We start from the raw sequence: 13,506 nt of genomic DNA, 5'->3' as shown, positions 1-13,506 counted from the left end.
AAATGTCAAGATCAATAATATATACCAATCCCATATTTTCTGCGTAAAAATAACGAGATTTTCTGTATAGAATAGAAACAGGCTTCATTATTTTTATTGTTTGTATACTGCCTTATCACACGCTAATTTGGAATAAGTCTGTTCTATTTTTTTCAATAATTTGAATTGAATAAGCGCACTTTTATAGTTTAGATAAGTATTTCTGATTTATAAGAATTCTCATTTACATTACGCAAAAAATGTTACGTTCAAAGCGAGATTGATTATTTAGTTACAAATGAAGTTGAGGTGAACAGATAATATTTGGGATTTTTCCAGAGCAAATATCGCGCGCAATTTCGCCTTGCTGTTCAATATTATACGTACTAAATGCCTTGTCAGGGTGGTAGGTATATTTGTAGGGATTGTAACTTTTAAAGCTGAGGTAATAGGCTGATTGTAATAAAGCACCTTTAACTAGTACATGAATGCCTTTTTGATATTGCATGACGTGGGTGAGTTCGTGAATAAAAATACCCTGCATAAACTTAGACTCTAGAGCGTAATTTTCACTGTAATCAGCAGGATTGACATAAATATTCCCATTGGGAGCCATAAAAATACCGCAACTCTGCCAAGGGAGGTAGCGCGTAGCAATAATTTTAGGCCGTTCACAATCAAGCATGTCACCGAAAACCATTTGCGCTAATATTTTTTCTTGAGCAGTCAAATGTCTAATCGGATATTTTTTTAAGTGACGGAAAATAAAAAGGGTAATAAGAATAAATGGTGTATGGATTAAGCGTTTAAAGGCATTAAAAGTTAGCATAGCTTTGCCATTAAATGAGTTCATCTATTTCTTTAGCATAGTATAGATCATGTGTTGCTAAATAAAGAGGTAGGGTATTGATTAATTTTATAGTTCTGTTTTGAAAAATATAATTGTTTGAATAGATTGTGCATTTTATTAGGATGAATAAAAGAATTCTTGGATAAGAAAAGCAAAAGCCCCAGTTAAAACTGAGGCTTTACAACAACTAAAATCACAACAGCAAATAAAATTAAGGTTGGCATTTCATTAAAGAATCGCCAGAACTTGTGTGATTTATAGTGAGCATTTCCGATGAGCTTTTTACGATAATAGCCACATACCAAATGATAAATCACTAATAAAGCCACTAATCCAACTTTGAGGTAAAACCAAGTCGCTTGATGGTAATGTCGAGTTGCATCACCCCACTCTACAAGGAAATGGGCGGTAATTAATGTAGCAATCATCGAAGGCCACATAATTCCACGATACAACTTGCGTTCCATTACCTCAAAGCGTTGATGACTTGCAGCATCTTCACTCATAGCATGATAAACATATAGACGTGGTAAGTAGAACAAAGCAGCGAACCAGCAAACCACGGCAATAATATGTAATGCTTTTACCCACAAAAAAGCATCAGAAGGTGCATCCATCGATAATCCTAGGTGGGATTATGCATCCCACTTCTTGAAAATAAGGCAAGCGTTAACACCGCCAAAGCCAAAACTGTTACTCATTACAGTATTCAATTTTGCATCACGTTTTTCAAGTACGATATCGAAAGGTTTTGCGCCTTCATCAAGTTCAGTCACGTTGATGTTTGGTGCAATAAAGTCATTTTGCATCATTAGCACAGAGTAAATAGCTTCCTGTACACCAGCCGCACCCAAGCTATGACCTGTCATAGATTTGGTTGAGCTAAGAGGAGGTACGTTACCTTCACCAAATGCACGTTCCATTGCTTTAAGTTCTGTAATGTCACCCGCTGGTGTAGAAGTACCATGTGTATTTACATAGTCAATTTTCTCTACGCCATGTTGCTTAGCTTCTTCAAGTGCCATTAATACACAACGTGTAGCACCTTCACCACTTGGAGCAACCATGTCCGCGCCATCACTGTTCGCAGCATAACCTACTACTTCAGCTAAAATGTTCGCACCACGTGCTTGCGCGTGCTCAAGTGATTCAAGTACTACGAAACCACCACCGCCAGCAATAACGAAGCCGTCACGGTCTGCTGAATATGGGCGAGATGCTGTTTCTGGAGAGTCGTTATATTTCGAGCAAAGTGCGCCCATTGCATCAAACAATAAACTTTGAGACCAGTGATCTTCTTCACCGCCACCAGCAAGCATAAGGTCTTGTTTGCCAAGTTGAATTAAGTTGTACGCATAACCAATTGCATCTGCAGAAGTTGCGCAAGCACTTGTAATAGTATGTGAAATACCTTGTAGCTTAAATGCAACACCTACGTTTGCGGTAATGGTGTTTGACATGTTACGTGGCACGAAGAATGGACCCACTTTACGTGCGCCTTTAGTCTCTAATAATTCTGTCATTTCAACAACAGAAGCAGTTGAGCCACCACCTGAACCACCTGCAATACCATAACGTGGATTACCAGCAAGTTGTTCAGGAGTAAGGCCTGCATGTTCAACTGCAGCTACAGCAGCGTTGTATGCATACATCGCACATACGCCCATGAAGCGTTTTAATTTACGGTCGATATTATCAAAGTCTTGTTCTGCAGCAGCGCTGACATGACTTTTAAAATTGAGTTCAGCATAAGTTGGGTTAAAACGTGTCCCGGAGATTCCATTTTGAAGTGAATGAGTAACTGCTTCTAAAGAGTTACCGATACATGAGTTAATACCCATACCAGTGATTACAACACGTTTCATCTACAGGTCCCTTTATGGTGATATTTAAGAGTCTATCGTGTTCAACAGCTATGAAAATGAATAGGAGAATATAGCTGTAAGAAAACGGGACTCATGTTTTTCGTTGTTAACATGATAGCAGAAAGGATTTTTATTTCTTATGGCAAATCTTTATGACAATTTTACATTTAAAAAAAATAACCAAATACATAGTATGTTGCATTTGGGGTTAACTAAAATACACACATTCAAGTTGAGATAAATCCACATTCCACCTAGTATTTATCTCTAATTAGATAAATTAAAAAATCGAGGTACTTGATGACAAAATTTAATAATAATCAATCTGACAATTTGTTTTCTCAGGTCTTCGGAGTGGCTAAAAAGCTCAGTTCTACAGGATTGAGTATCTTGCAACAGAACCAATCAGGTGACGTCAGTAAGGTAATTGAACCAGTCCCAACTGGAAAAACTGTTGAAGGTAGATCGAGAACAAAAAGCCCATTTGAGGTTGAGCAATATGAAAGTCCTCAACAAATGCTAAGAGAACATTTACCAAAAGTCACACGTCAGGTATTTGGTCGACATTTTAAAAAAGTAAATGGTGTTGCTACATTTCTTTCGCCAGATTGGGATGAAAAAATCTCAGGCCATTTATTTAATTGGTTAAATGACTTTAGTTCAAAAAGTACCTTAACTGAAAAAATCCTAGAAGAAGCGGGTGCTAAAGATTTATTTGAATTAACTAAAGATACAGGTCGTTCTCAACGTCTAAGTCAGGCGCTTATAGAACAAAACAAGCTCATTGCGACTGTACAAGGTGCAATTACAGGTGTATCAGGCGTCGTTGGTGCAGCTGTAGATATTCCAGTATCATTGGTTTTGGTCTTAAGAACTATTTACCAGACAGGAAGGTCACATGGCTTTGATCTGCTGGAGGTAGCAGACCAAGATGTTGTTGAGTTTATTTTTAAAGAAGTTGACATTAGCTTGATTGCAGAGAAACAAACTCTCTTGTTGGCTTTAAAAACATTGCGAAATATGTTGGAAACTCAAGATATTCATCAATTTCAGCAAGTATTAGGTTCAACCACAGATATAGATACTTTAAAGAACTGGTTAACAGATGAAGAAGGGGAGTTTAAATGGGAATGGTTAAATCGTATTCCTAAACTTTCAGCTTTTGGTAAGTTTACTCCAGTTGCAGGCGCTGTTTTAAGTGCAGTATATAGCTGGAAATTACAAGAAGATGTAGGACATAAAGCTCAGGCAATTTTTGGAGCTGCAAGACATTATTTAAACGAACATCCAAGTGAGCATTTATCTCCACTACAGGCTTATTATGCTGCGGTTACACTCATTCAAAAAGCAAGCCCAAGACTTTTAAATGTAGGGGAAGATGGCAATATTCATGCTGCTCATCATCATAAAGTAGAAAACCACGAGGTAATCTCGAAAGTATCTATTGTGTTAAAACCTACAGAAAGTGAAAAAAGTGAAGAGAAAGTTCAGGAAAATGTTCATCAGGGCTTAGAAAAACTTGCTGACAAACATGTGACAGAACATGAGCATACTGAACAAAAGCCTGCTCTAACTCCAGAGGATGATGACGAGTTATTAGAAGATAAAAAATACTCTTAACAATACGCTTACAAAGTGAAGGTTTAAAATGTAGAAATAGCCTCTATTTAAATTTGTAAATCGTGCTGTCAAACATTGATATGGTCAACATTTGGTAAGTATTGCCGTGTTGACCATTTTTGCATCTTGGCTTACAATTATGTGCCCTTAAAAAGAGGTATTTTCTTTTTAAGGTTTTTTAATAACGGGAGAATTGCCATATGGCAACAACGAATCAGTTGATCCGTAAGGGTCGTACGACTTTGGTTGAAAAATCCAAAGTTCCTGCGTTGAAGGCTTGTCCACAACGTCGTGGTGTTTGTACACGTGTTTATACAACTACACCTAAAAAACCTAACTCAGCTATGCGTAAGGTTTGCCGTGTTCGCTTAACTTCAGGTTTTGAAGTATCTAGCTACATCGGTGGTGAAGGCCATAACTTACAAGAGCACAGTGTTGTTCTTATCCGTGGTGGTCGTGTTAAAGACTTACCGGGTGTACGTTACCATACCGTTCGTGGTTCATTAGACTGTGCTGGTGTTAAAGATCGTAATCAATCACGTTCTAAATACGGTACTAAGCGTCCTAAGAAGTAATTCTAGGAAACTAGTCGAATAAGCCCTTTAGCGTTTCGCTTGTTTGAATTCTTCATAGATTTGTAATTCAAGCGACGTATAGTAAGGCCAGCGTCGTGTACATGACACTTGTACAAACTGCTGGATCATCCTGAAGTGTCATATTATTAGGTGTATTAAAATGCCAAGACGTCGCGTAGTCGCTGCTCGTGAGATCCTTCCAGATCCAAAATTTAGCAGCCAAACAATCGCTAAATTCATGAACCACGTAATGCAAGATGGTAAAAAATCTATTGCAGAAAGTATCGTTTACGGTGCTTTAGAACGCGTTCAAGAAAAAAACAAAGTAGACCCAGTTGAATTTTTCGAGACTACTCTTGAAAAAGTTCGTCCTATGGTTGAAGTAAAAGCACGCCGTGTTGGTGGTGCTACTTATCAAGTACCTATGGAAGTACGCCCATCCCGTCGTACTGCCTTAGCTATGCGTTGGTTAGTAGATGCTGCTGCTAAGCGTTCTGAAAAAACGATGGCTTTACGTCTTGCTGGTGAGTTGCTTGATGCAGCTGAAGGTAAAGGTGCAGCAATCAAAAAACGTGAAGATGTGCACCGTATGGCTGAAGCTAACAAAGCCTTCTCTCACTACCGTTTCTAAGCGGATAAAACAGGCCTTATTCAGGAGAATATTCATGCGTACAGCAGCTCGATTCAACATTGCTCTCTATCAAAGTGGGGGCTTTGCAGGTATTTAAGTTGCCTGTTTGGATATTCGCGCGCATCAATTTAATTGGTGCGTCCTGTTTTAAATATAACATTTAGGAATGTAGACATCATGGCTCGCCAAACCCCAATTACTCGTTACCGTAACATCGGTATTTCTGCGCACATTGACGCAGGTAAAACAACTACAACTGAACGTATTTTGTTCTACACAGGTGTATCTCACAAAATTGGTGAAGTACACGACGGTGCAGCAACAATGGACTGGATGGAACAAGAGCAAGAGCGTGGTATTACAATTACCTCTGCTGCTACGACTTGTTTCTGGTCTGGTATGGGTAACCAATTCGAACAACACCGTATCAACGTAATTGACACCCCGGGACACGTAGACTTCACAATCGAAGTTGAACGTTCTATGCGTGTTCTTGACGGTGCGTGCATGGTTTACTGTGCTGTAGGTGGTGTACAACCTCAGTCTGAAACTGTATGGCGTCAAGCGAACAAATATAAAGTGCCTCGTTTAGCATTCGTGAACAAGATGGACCGTACTGGTGCAAACTTCTTCCGTGCTGTTGAGCAAGTTAAAACTCGTTTAGGTGGTAATCCTGTTCCTATCGTTGTGCCAATTGGTGCTGAAGATACATTCCAGGGTGTTGTTGACCTTATCGAAATGAAAGCGATTATCTGGGATGAAGCATCTCAAGGTATGAAGTTTGAATATGCTGATATCCCAGCTGACCTAGTTGATACGTCTAACGAATGGCGTACAAAAATGGTTGAAGCTGCGGCTGAAGCTTCTGAAGAATTAATGGACAAGTACCTAGAAGAAGGTGATCTTTCTAAAGAAGACATCATCGCTGGTTTACGTGCTCGTACATTAGCTTCTGAAATTCAAGTAATGCTTTGTGGTTCTGCGTTCAAGAACAAAGGTGTTCAACGTATGTTGGATGCTGTAATTGAATTCTTACCATCACCTACAGAAGTTAAAGCGATCGAAGGTATCCTTGACGACAAAGACGAAACTAAAGCGTCTCGTGAAGCATCTGACGAAGCTCCGTTCTCTGCGCTTGCGTTCAAAATCATGAACGACAAATTCGTAGGTAACTTAACATTCGTACGTGTTTACTCTGGTGTTCTTAAACAAGGTGATCCGGTTTATAACCCAGTTAAAGCTAAGCGTGAACGTATCGGTCGTATCGTGCAAATGCATGCGAACGAACGTCAAGATCTTGATGAAATCCGTGCAGGTGATATCGCAGCGTGTGTAGGTCTTAAAGACGTTACAACTGGTGATACATTATGTGATGAGAAAAACATCATTACTCTTGAGCGTATGGAATTCCCAGAGCCAGTAATTTCATTGGCTGTTGAACCAAAAACTAAAGCAGACCAAGAAAAAATGTCTATCGCTTTAGGTCGTTTGGCTAAAGAAGATCCATCGTTCCGTGTTCGTACAGATGAAGAATCTGGTCAAACAATTATTGCTGGTATGGGTGAACTTCACCTTGACATTATTGTTGACCGTATGAAGCGTGAATTCGGTGTTGAAGCTAACATTGGTAAACCAATGGTTGCTTACCGTGAAACGATCAAAAAGTCTGTTGAACAAGAAGGTAAGTTCGTACGTCAAACTGGTGGTAAAGGTAAGTTTGGTCACGTATATGTACGTCTTGAACCGCTTGATGTTGAAGAAGCTGGTAAAGAATACCAATTCGTTGAAGAAGTTGTTGGTGGTGTAGTACCTAAAGAATTCTTTGGCGCGGTTGACAAAGGTATTCAAGAACGTATGAAGAATGGTGTATTGGCTGGTTACCCTGTTGTTGGTATTAAAGCGACATTATTCGACGGTTCTTACCATGACGTCGACTCTGACGAATTATCGTTCAAAATGGCAGGTTCTTATGCCTTCCGTGATGGTTTCATGAAAGCGGATCCTATCCTTCTTGAACCTATCATGAAAGTTGAAGTAGAAACTCCAGAAGACTACATGGGCGATATCATGGGTGACTTAAACCGTCGTCGTGGTATGGTTCAAGGTATGGACGATCTTCCTGGTGGAACAAAAGCAATTCGTGCAGAAGTTCCTCTTGCTGAGATGTTTGGTTACGCGACTCAAATGCGTTCTATGTCTCAAGGTCGTGCGACTTACTCTATGGAATTTGCTAAATATGCTGAAACTCCACGTAACGTGGCTGAAGGCATCATCGCTAAATTCCAAGCTGGCGGTAAAAAAGGTGACGACGAGTAATCTTTCGATTACTATAAGCCCAAACTAATTTCTTAGTTAAAAACCAAGTGCTCATGGGGTGACCCTCCATGAGTAGTTTATAAAGGAAGATCATCATGGCTAAAGCCAAGTTTGAACGTAATAAGCCACACGTAAACGTGGGCACAATCGGTCACGTTGACCATGGTAAAACAACTTTAACTGCTGCGATTGCAACAATTTGTGCAAAAACTTACGGCGGTGAAGCGAAAGATTACTCACAAATCGACTCAGCACCTGAAGAAAAAGCACGTGGTATTACAATTAATACTTCACACGTAGAATACGATTCTCCAATTCGTCACTACGCGCATGTTGACTGCCCGGGCCACGCCGATTACGTTAAAAACATGATTACTGGTGCTGCTCAGATGGACGGCGCGATCCTTGTGTGTGCTGCGACTGACGGTCCAATGCCACAAACTCGTGAACACATCCTTCTTTCTCGTCAGGTTGGTGTACCTTACATCATCGTATTCTTAAACAAGTGTGACCTTGTTGATGATGAAGAATTACTTGAATTAGTAGAAATGGAAGTTCGTGAACTTCTTTCTACTTATGACTTCCCAGGTGATGACACTCCAGTTATCCGTGGTTCTGCGCTTAAAGCGTTGGAAGGCGATGCTGGTCAATATGGTGAGTCTTCAGTTCTTGCTCTTGTTGAAGCGCTTGACTCTTACATCCCAGAACCAGAACGTGCTATCGACAAAGCATTCTTAATGCCAATCGAAGACGTATTCTCAATTTCTGGTCGTGGTACTGTAGTAACAGGCCGTGTAGAAGCTGGTATCGTTAAAGTTGGTGAAGAAGTAGAGATCGTTGGTATTAAAGATACAGTTAAAACAACTGTAACTGGCGTAGAAATGTTCCGTAAACTTCTTGACGAAGGCCGTGCAGGTGAGAACTGTGGTATCTTACTTCGTGGTACTAAGCGTGAAGACGTGCAACGTGGTCAAGTACTTGCTAAACCAGGTACAATCAAGCCGCACACTAAATTCGACGCAGAAGTATACGTACTTTCTAAAGAAGAAGGTGGTCGTCACACTCCATTCTTAAATGGTTACCGTCCACAGTTCTACTTCCGTACAACTGACGTAACTGGTGCAATCCAATTACAAGACGGCGTTGAAATGGTTATGCCAGGCGACAACGTTGAAATGTCAGTAGAATTAATCCACCCAATCGCAATGGACCCAGGTCTACGTTTTGCGATCCGTGAAGGTGGTCGTACTGTAGGTGCAGGTGTTGTTGCGAAAGTAACTGCATAATCACTTTCAGTGAAAAAAAGCGCTCTTTTTAGAGCGCTTTTTTTATACTTAATTGTCTAACAATCACTATAAAGGCTGGCCCTAACTGATATTTCAATGTCCTTATTTCCCCTTAATCCTTTTTATTAAATTTGTATGATAAGAATCAAGAAAACGAACAATAAAGTTTGAGTAACTAGAGTTACTTACTAAGGAGCTTTGGGTATGAATGCTAAAGTGAATATTACGAATCGTGCAGGTGCAAGCTTTCCAGTACGTCGTATGAATTTTGACTTTAATGATGTACCAGAATATTGGATGAATGGTTCTGCTGGACTCACACACTTTATGACTGCATTGTCAGCATTGTTTCCAGCTGGTGAGAAATTCTTTATAGATAGTGTAAGAGCAGTACGTTATCACCCAGCTATTAAAGATGATGAAGCGCTCCAAAAAGAAATTAGTGCTTTCATTGGGCAAGAAGCAATGCATACTCAAGAGCATGTAAACTTCAATGCTTCTGCTCAAAAGTTTGGTCATGATGTAGAAACGTTAGAGAAATTTACCGATACGGCAATTCAAACAGCCATTAAAACTTTTGTAAAAATTGTCAAACCTTTCGGTATGACAAAAGAAATGGTTGACTTGACTGCTACAACGGCTCTTGAGCATTTTACCGCTACTATTGCGTCGCAATTATTGGTCAATAAGCACATTCAAGAGCTTATGACAGATGAGACAATGTCAACAATGTGGTATTGGCATGCGATTGAAGAAAATGAGCATAAAGCCGTAGCTTATGACGTGTACGAAGGTGTATTTGGTAAAGGCATAAAAGCTTATGCGTTACGAACCAGTTCTTTGGTATTTGCTATGACTTTAATCTTTTTAATCCAGTCATCTTTTGTGCTTCGTTTATTAAAGCAAGATAACAAGTTGAATTTAGATGAATTATCAGTAATTTACAAATACGGATATAGCCCATCTAAAGGTATTATTAGTGGTATGGCTAAAGAAATGTTAGCTTACTTTAAACCTGGCTTTCATCCAAATGACCTAGATACCGTTGGTCTATTGAAAACATGGAAAGCAAAATTAGGTTTATAGATTTAATTCATGATTTATAAAGGGCCGATAGTGGCCCTTTTTTATTTTTCTATAACTATATTAAAGAGATCGTGGAGCAGATATTGCACCTTTATGTGTCTATGAATGACCTCATCTGATATTTCTCTGTCCTCATCTGCACTTAATTGGTACATCGAAAGACGTATGATTATAAATATTAAGAAAATAAATAAAGTTATATGTGAATTAGCTATTCACTTAAAAGGAGTCTGAGATGAATGCTAAGGTAAATATTTCCAATCGTGCTGGCGCTAGTTTCCCTGTGCGTCGTATGGATTTTGAATTTGCTCAGGTCCCACGTTATTGGGCAAATTATGATGCAGCATTAACACATTTTATGACAGCATTATCGGCCCTTTTTCCAGAAGGTGAGCAGTTCTTTGTAAATAGTACGCGTGCTGTTCGAAATGATCCAAAGCTTGCTGATCCAGATCTTCAAAAAGAAATTAGTGCTTTTATTGGTCAAGAAGCGATGCACTCCAAAGAGCATTTAGCATTTAATGCTTCAGCACAGGCTTATGGTTATGATGTGCGTCATATGGAAAAGCAAACAGGAAAAGTCATTAAGATGGGTACAGCTGTTGTAACCAAATTAATGAAACCTTTTGGCTATACCAAAGAAATGATTGATTTGACTGGAACATGTGCACTAGAACATTTTACATCGACCATTGCAGCTGAACTTTTACAAAACCCTGAAATTCAGGCCATGTTCCAAGACGACACTATGTATCATTTGTGGATGTGGCACGCAGTTGAAGAAAATGAACATAAAGCTGTGGCATTTGATGTGTATACAAGTATGTACGGACAAGGTCCGAAAGCTTATTTTATGCGTTCAACAGCCTTGATTATTGCAATGGCATTAATCTTCGCAACTCAGTCTTATTTTACTGCTAAGTTACTTAAAACTGACGAAAAATTAACTTGGAAGGATACGAAGTACATGCTTAAGTTCATGTATGGTCGTAAAGGTTTTATGACTCGTCAAATTCCAGAGTTACTTGATTTTTTAAGACCAAAATTTCATCCAAATGATTCGGATACCACAGCATTGCTAGCAACTTGGCGTGAAAAATTAGGTCTTTAAAAAATACTGAAAAAAGGACAATTCAATTGTCCTTTTTTTTACTCGTTTTTTCTTGGGAAGTTTTTATAATACGCACTACTTTAGAATCTTCATTGCGTTGAAACTCATGATTCGTATTATGCAAAACACTGATGTGGATATTGTCGTTCAAATTGAAAAATCAGTTCAGACCCATCCGTGGTCAAGACAGCAATTTATTGAATCTTTGAACTCTTATCAATGTACAGTGATTGAGTCACAAAACAGAGTGGTTGGGTTTTGTATTTTACAGCCTGTTTTAGATGAAGCTAATTTATTACTCATGGCAGTTGATCCTAAAATGCAAGGGCAGGGTTTAGGATATGAGTTATTAAGTGCATCAATTGAAAAATTGGAAAATCAGCCAGTACAAATCTTTTTAGAAGTTCGTGAAAGTAATAAAGCCGCTATTGGTTTATATGAAAAAACAGGCTTTCACCAAATTGATCTGCGTCGCAATTATTATCCTACCCAAGATGGTGGGCGGGAACATGCGGTCATTATGGTAAAAACCTGTACAGATGATTTCGCATCTTTATTTAATGATTAAATTATTCCATTCAGAAGGTAACGTAGTCATAAGAGATGTACCTAGCTGTTGAATTTCTTCTGGTGATAATGACCTGTTTAAACGGCGCCATTGCCCATCGAGCAGAAGTTCTAAAGGGGTATATTGCGATTTATAGTTCATTTTGGCTGAATGAGGCACCCAATAGCCTAAGTAGAGATATTCTAAACCGAGCGATTTCACATATTCAATTTGGTTAAGAATAGAGTAAACACCAAGTGATCTACGATGCTCATCGGGATCAAAGAATGTATAGACAGCCGATAGTCCATCATCCATTAAATCACAAGTAGAAACGCTAATGAGCCGATTGTCTTTCCAAAGCTCAAGAAAAAAACTATCTGTGCAGCTATGTACTAAAAACTTTTCAAACTGATCTAGACTTGGTGGAAACATATCACCATCTGCATGGCGTTCATTAATATAGCGTTCATATAAATCATAATGAATTTGGGCTGCTTGTCGCGTAGGCAGAACAGTCATGGTGAGATCTTGATTTCGTTTCCATGCTTTTTTTTGCATGCTGTTCATTTGGAAATCGGCCACTGGGACACGACAAGACAAACATTGTCTACATAAGTGACATTCAGGGCGATAAACAAAGTCGCCACTACGGCGAAAGCCTAAACGAGAAAGTTCTGAAAGAGTGACCACATCAATTCGATGGATGGGATCTAAAAACACCATGCGTGCTGATTTATTTTCTAGATAGCTGCAATCATGAGGTGGAGTAATATAATACTGCAGATCATTTAAAAGGGACTTCGGGTGATATGATTTCATGATTGGTCCCTCCTGTTATCATTCCATTAATTTTGCATCTAATGCTATTGTTTTACTTGAAAATACACGTTCTTGATACTTTTTCCAATTGATAAAGGGGTGAATAATTACATCTTGTAACGATTTTAAGTAGTCTTGACGAGAAAGTGTACTGGCTCCCAGACTAATTAAGTGACTGTTTACGAGTTGGCAGTCTATCCATGGTAGCTGATTTTCTTGTCCTATGAGCATTAATGTATAAAAAGCCATTTTTGAAACATCGGTTTCGTTGCTAAACATTGACTCACCAAAACACCCTTTGCCAATCGTAACACCGTATAAACCTCCTACAAGCTCCTCTTGTTGCCATACTTCAATACTGTAACCATAACCAGCATTAAACATCTCACAGTAACCTTGAATAATATCCTCGCTAATCCATGTTTCATCTGCATAACTTCTTGGCAAAGAGCAAGAGCGAATAACTTGTTCAAAGGCATGATTTACCGTAATGGTGTAATCGTACTTTTTCATGTTCCGAATGAGTGATTTACTTGGTTTATAGTTTTGAGGGTAGATCACGCAACGAGGTTCTGGGCTCCACCAACAAATAGGCTCATCTTCATTAAACCAAGGAAAGAGACCATGGGTGTATGCTTCATATAGGGTAGAAGGGGAGAGGTCCGCTCCGATACAAATTAAACCATGCCCATCTGGATCAGCTTCAATGGGGTCAGGAAAAATGAATTGGGAAAGTGGAAGTGTATTCATAAAAATAAAATAAGATGAGCTTTAAGGTTATGCTATAAAAATTAATATATGTCAGCTAGTCATTATTC

The 13,506-nt window shown here is 39.0% G+C and carries 13 protein-coding genes; 8 read left to right on the top strand and 5 right to left on the bottom strand.

What is annotated here, in order from left to right; genetic code table 11:
• Nucleotides 1-271 precede the first annotated feature (271 nt).
• The 3 genes from AAC388_RS14125 to AAC388_RS14115 form a co-directional block, all read right to left on the bottom strand.
• On the bottom strand, nucleotides 272-832 hold the full coding sequence (locus tag AAC388_RS14125; protein WP_014205966.1) for a hypothetical protein: 561 nt from the start codon (nucleotides 830-832) through the stop codon (nucleotides 272-274).
• 161 nt (nucleotides 833-993) lie between these two features.
• A complete protein-coding gene (gene hemJ / locus AAC388_RS14120; RefSeq protein WP_002120291.1) occupies nucleotides 994-1,446 on the bottom strand; it encodes a protoporphyrinogen oxidase HemJ in 453 nt (150 codons plus the stop codon).
• Between the two features lie 18 nt (nucleotides 1,447-1,464).
• Complete coding sequence (locus AAC388_RS14115) at nucleotides 1,465-2,694, bottom strand: beta-ketoacyl synthase N-terminal-like domain-containing protein (protein ID WP_002120440.1); 1,230 nt, start codon at nucleotides 2,692-2,694, stop codon at nucleotides 1,465-1,467.
• A 300-nt stretch (nucleotides 2,695-2,994) separates the two neighbouring features.
• Here AAC388_RS14115 and AAC388_RS14110 point away from each other — a divergent pair, with 300 nt between their 5' ends.
• The 8 genes from AAC388_RS14110 to rimI all read left to right on the top strand — a co-directional run bounded on the left by AAC388_RS14110 (nucleotide 2,995) and on the right by rimI (nucleotide 11,887).
• Complete coding sequence (locus AAC388_RS14110; protein WP_202724695.1) at nucleotides 2,995-4,314, top strand: EcsC family protein; 1,320 nt, start codon at nucleotides 2,995-2,997, stop codon at nucleotides 4,312-4,314.
• Nucleotides 4,315-4,514: 200 nt separating this feature from the next.
• Entirely contained in the window at nucleotides 4,515-4,889 is a 375-nt protein-coding gene (gene rpsL / locus AAC388_RS14105) for a 30S ribosomal protein S12 (protein ID WP_002050319.1), read from the top strand.
• A 160-nt stretch (nucleotides 4,890-5,049) separates the two neighbouring features.
• Nucleotides 5,050-5,520, top strand: a complete 471-nt coding sequence (rpsG, locus tag AAC388_RS14100) for a 30S ribosomal protein S7 (protein ID WP_001138055.1) — start codon at nucleotides 5,050-5,052, stop codon at nucleotides 5,518-5,520.
• Nucleotides 5,521-5,697: 177 nt separating this feature from the next.
• Nucleotides 5,698-7,836, top strand: a complete 2,139-nt coding sequence (fusA, locus tag AAC388_RS14095) for an elongation factor G (protein ID WP_002120436.1) — start codon at nucleotides 5,698-5,700, stop codon at nucleotides 7,834-7,836.
• Nucleotides 7,837-7,931: 95 nt separating this feature from the next.
• Nucleotides 7,932-9,122: an elongation factor Tu gene (gene tuf / locus AAC388_RS14090; RefSeq protein WP_005065785.1), complete on the top strand. Its 1,191-nt coding sequence runs from the start codon at nucleotides 7,932-7,934 to the stop codon at nucleotides 9,120-9,122.
• A gap of 204 nt (nucleotides 9,123-9,326) precedes the next feature.
• The gene (locus AAC388_RS14085; RefSeq protein WP_002121792.1) at nucleotides 9,327-10,208 is read left to right on the top strand and encodes a metal-dependent hydrolase; all 882 of its coding nucleotides are present in this window, start codon (nucleotides 9,327-9,329) and stop codon (nucleotides 10,206-10,208) included.
• A 235-nt stretch (nucleotides 10,209-10,443) separates the two neighbouring features.
• Nucleotides 10,444-11,319 (top strand): metal-dependent hydrolase, encoded by an 876-nt coding sequence (locus AAC388_RS14080; protein ID WP_032057683.1) that lies wholly within the window; start codon nucleotides 10,444-10,446, stop codon nucleotides 11,317-11,319.
• A 106-nt stretch (nucleotides 11,320-11,425) separates the two neighbouring features.
• Nucleotides 11,426-11,887, top strand: coding sequence for a ribosomal protein S18-alanine N-acetyltransferase (gene rimI, locus AAC388_RS14075; RefSeq protein WP_002121701.1), 462 nt, complete (start codon nucleotides 11,426-11,428; stop codon nucleotides 11,885-11,887).
• On the opposite strand, the gene AAC388_RS14070 is transcribed toward rimI, so the two are convergent.
• A complete protein-coding gene (locus tag AAC388_RS14070) occupies nucleotides 11,873-12,688 on the bottom strand; it encodes an arginyltransferase (protein ID WP_004703325.1) in 816 nt (271 codons plus the stop codon). The two genes, rimI and AAC388_RS14070, sit on opposite strands and share 15 nt — an antisense overlap.
• An 18-nt stretch (nucleotides 12,689-12,706) precedes the next feature.
• Entirely contained in the window at nucleotides 12,707-13,438 is a 732-nt protein-coding gene (gene aat / locus AAC388_RS14065; protein WP_233734766.1) for a leucyl/phenylalanyl-tRNA--protein transferase, read from the bottom strand.
• Nucleotides 13,439-13,506: the final 68 nt, after the last annotated feature.

It is taken from the genome of Acinetobacter sp. D009 (assembly GCF_038562025.1).
GTDB lineage: Bacteria > Pseudomonadota > Gammaproteobacteria > Pseudomonadales > Moraxellaceae > Acinetobacter > Acinetobacter pittii.
This window is presented reverse-complemented; position numbering and strand designations above follow the sequence as displayed.

Excerpts from the sequence above, each read along its gene's own strand:
- AAC388_RS14125 (WP_014205966.1), bottom strand. The coding sequence starts at position 832 with ATGAACTCATTTAATGGCAAAGCTATGCTAACTTTTAATGCCTTTAAA.
- hemJ (WP_002120291.1), bottom strand. The coding sequence starts at position 1,446 with ATGGATGCACCTTCTGATGCTTTTTTGTGGGTAAAAGCATTACATATT.
- AAC388_RS14115 (WP_002120440.1), bottom strand. The coding sequence starts at position 2,694 with ATGAAACGTGTTGTAATCACTGGTATGGGTATTAACTCATGTATCGGT.
- AAC388_RS14110 (WP_202724695.1), top strand. The coding sequence starts at position 2,995 with ATGACAAAATTTAATAATAATCAATCTGACAATTTGTTTTCTCAGGTC.
- rpsL (WP_002050319.1), top strand. The coding sequence starts at position 4,515 with ATGGCAACAACGAATCAGTTGATCCGTAAGGGTCGTACGACTTTGGTT.
- rpsG (WP_001138055.1), top strand. The coding sequence starts at position 5,050 with ATGCCAAGACGTCGCGTAGTCGCTGCTCGTGAGATCCTTCCAGATCCA.
- fusA (WP_002120436.1), top strand. The coding sequence starts at position 5,698 with ATGGCTCGCCAAACCCCAATTACTCGTTACCGTAACATCGGTATTTCT.
- tuf (WP_005065785.1), top strand. The coding sequence starts at position 7,932 with ATGGCTAAAGCCAAGTTTGAACGTAATAAGCCACACGTAAACGTGGGC.
- AAC388_RS14085 (WP_002121792.1), top strand. The coding sequence starts at position 9,327 with ATGAATGCTAAAGTGAATATTACGAATCGTGCAGGTGCAAGCTTTCCA.
- AAC388_RS14080 (WP_032057683.1), top strand. The coding sequence starts at position 10,444 with ATGAATGCTAAGGTAAATATTTCCAATCGTGCTGGCGCTAGTTTCCCT.
- rimI (WP_002121701.1), top strand. The coding sequence starts at position 11,426 with ATGATTCGTATTATGCAAAACACTGATGTGGATATTGTCGTTCAAATT.
- AAC388_RS14070 (WP_004703325.1), bottom strand. The coding sequence starts at position 12,688 with ATGAAATCATATCACCCGAAGTCCCTTTTAAATGATCTGCAGTATTAT.
- aat (WP_233734766.1), bottom strand. The coding sequence starts at position 13,438 with ATGAATACACTTCCACTTTCCCAATTCATTTTTCCTGACCCCATTGAA.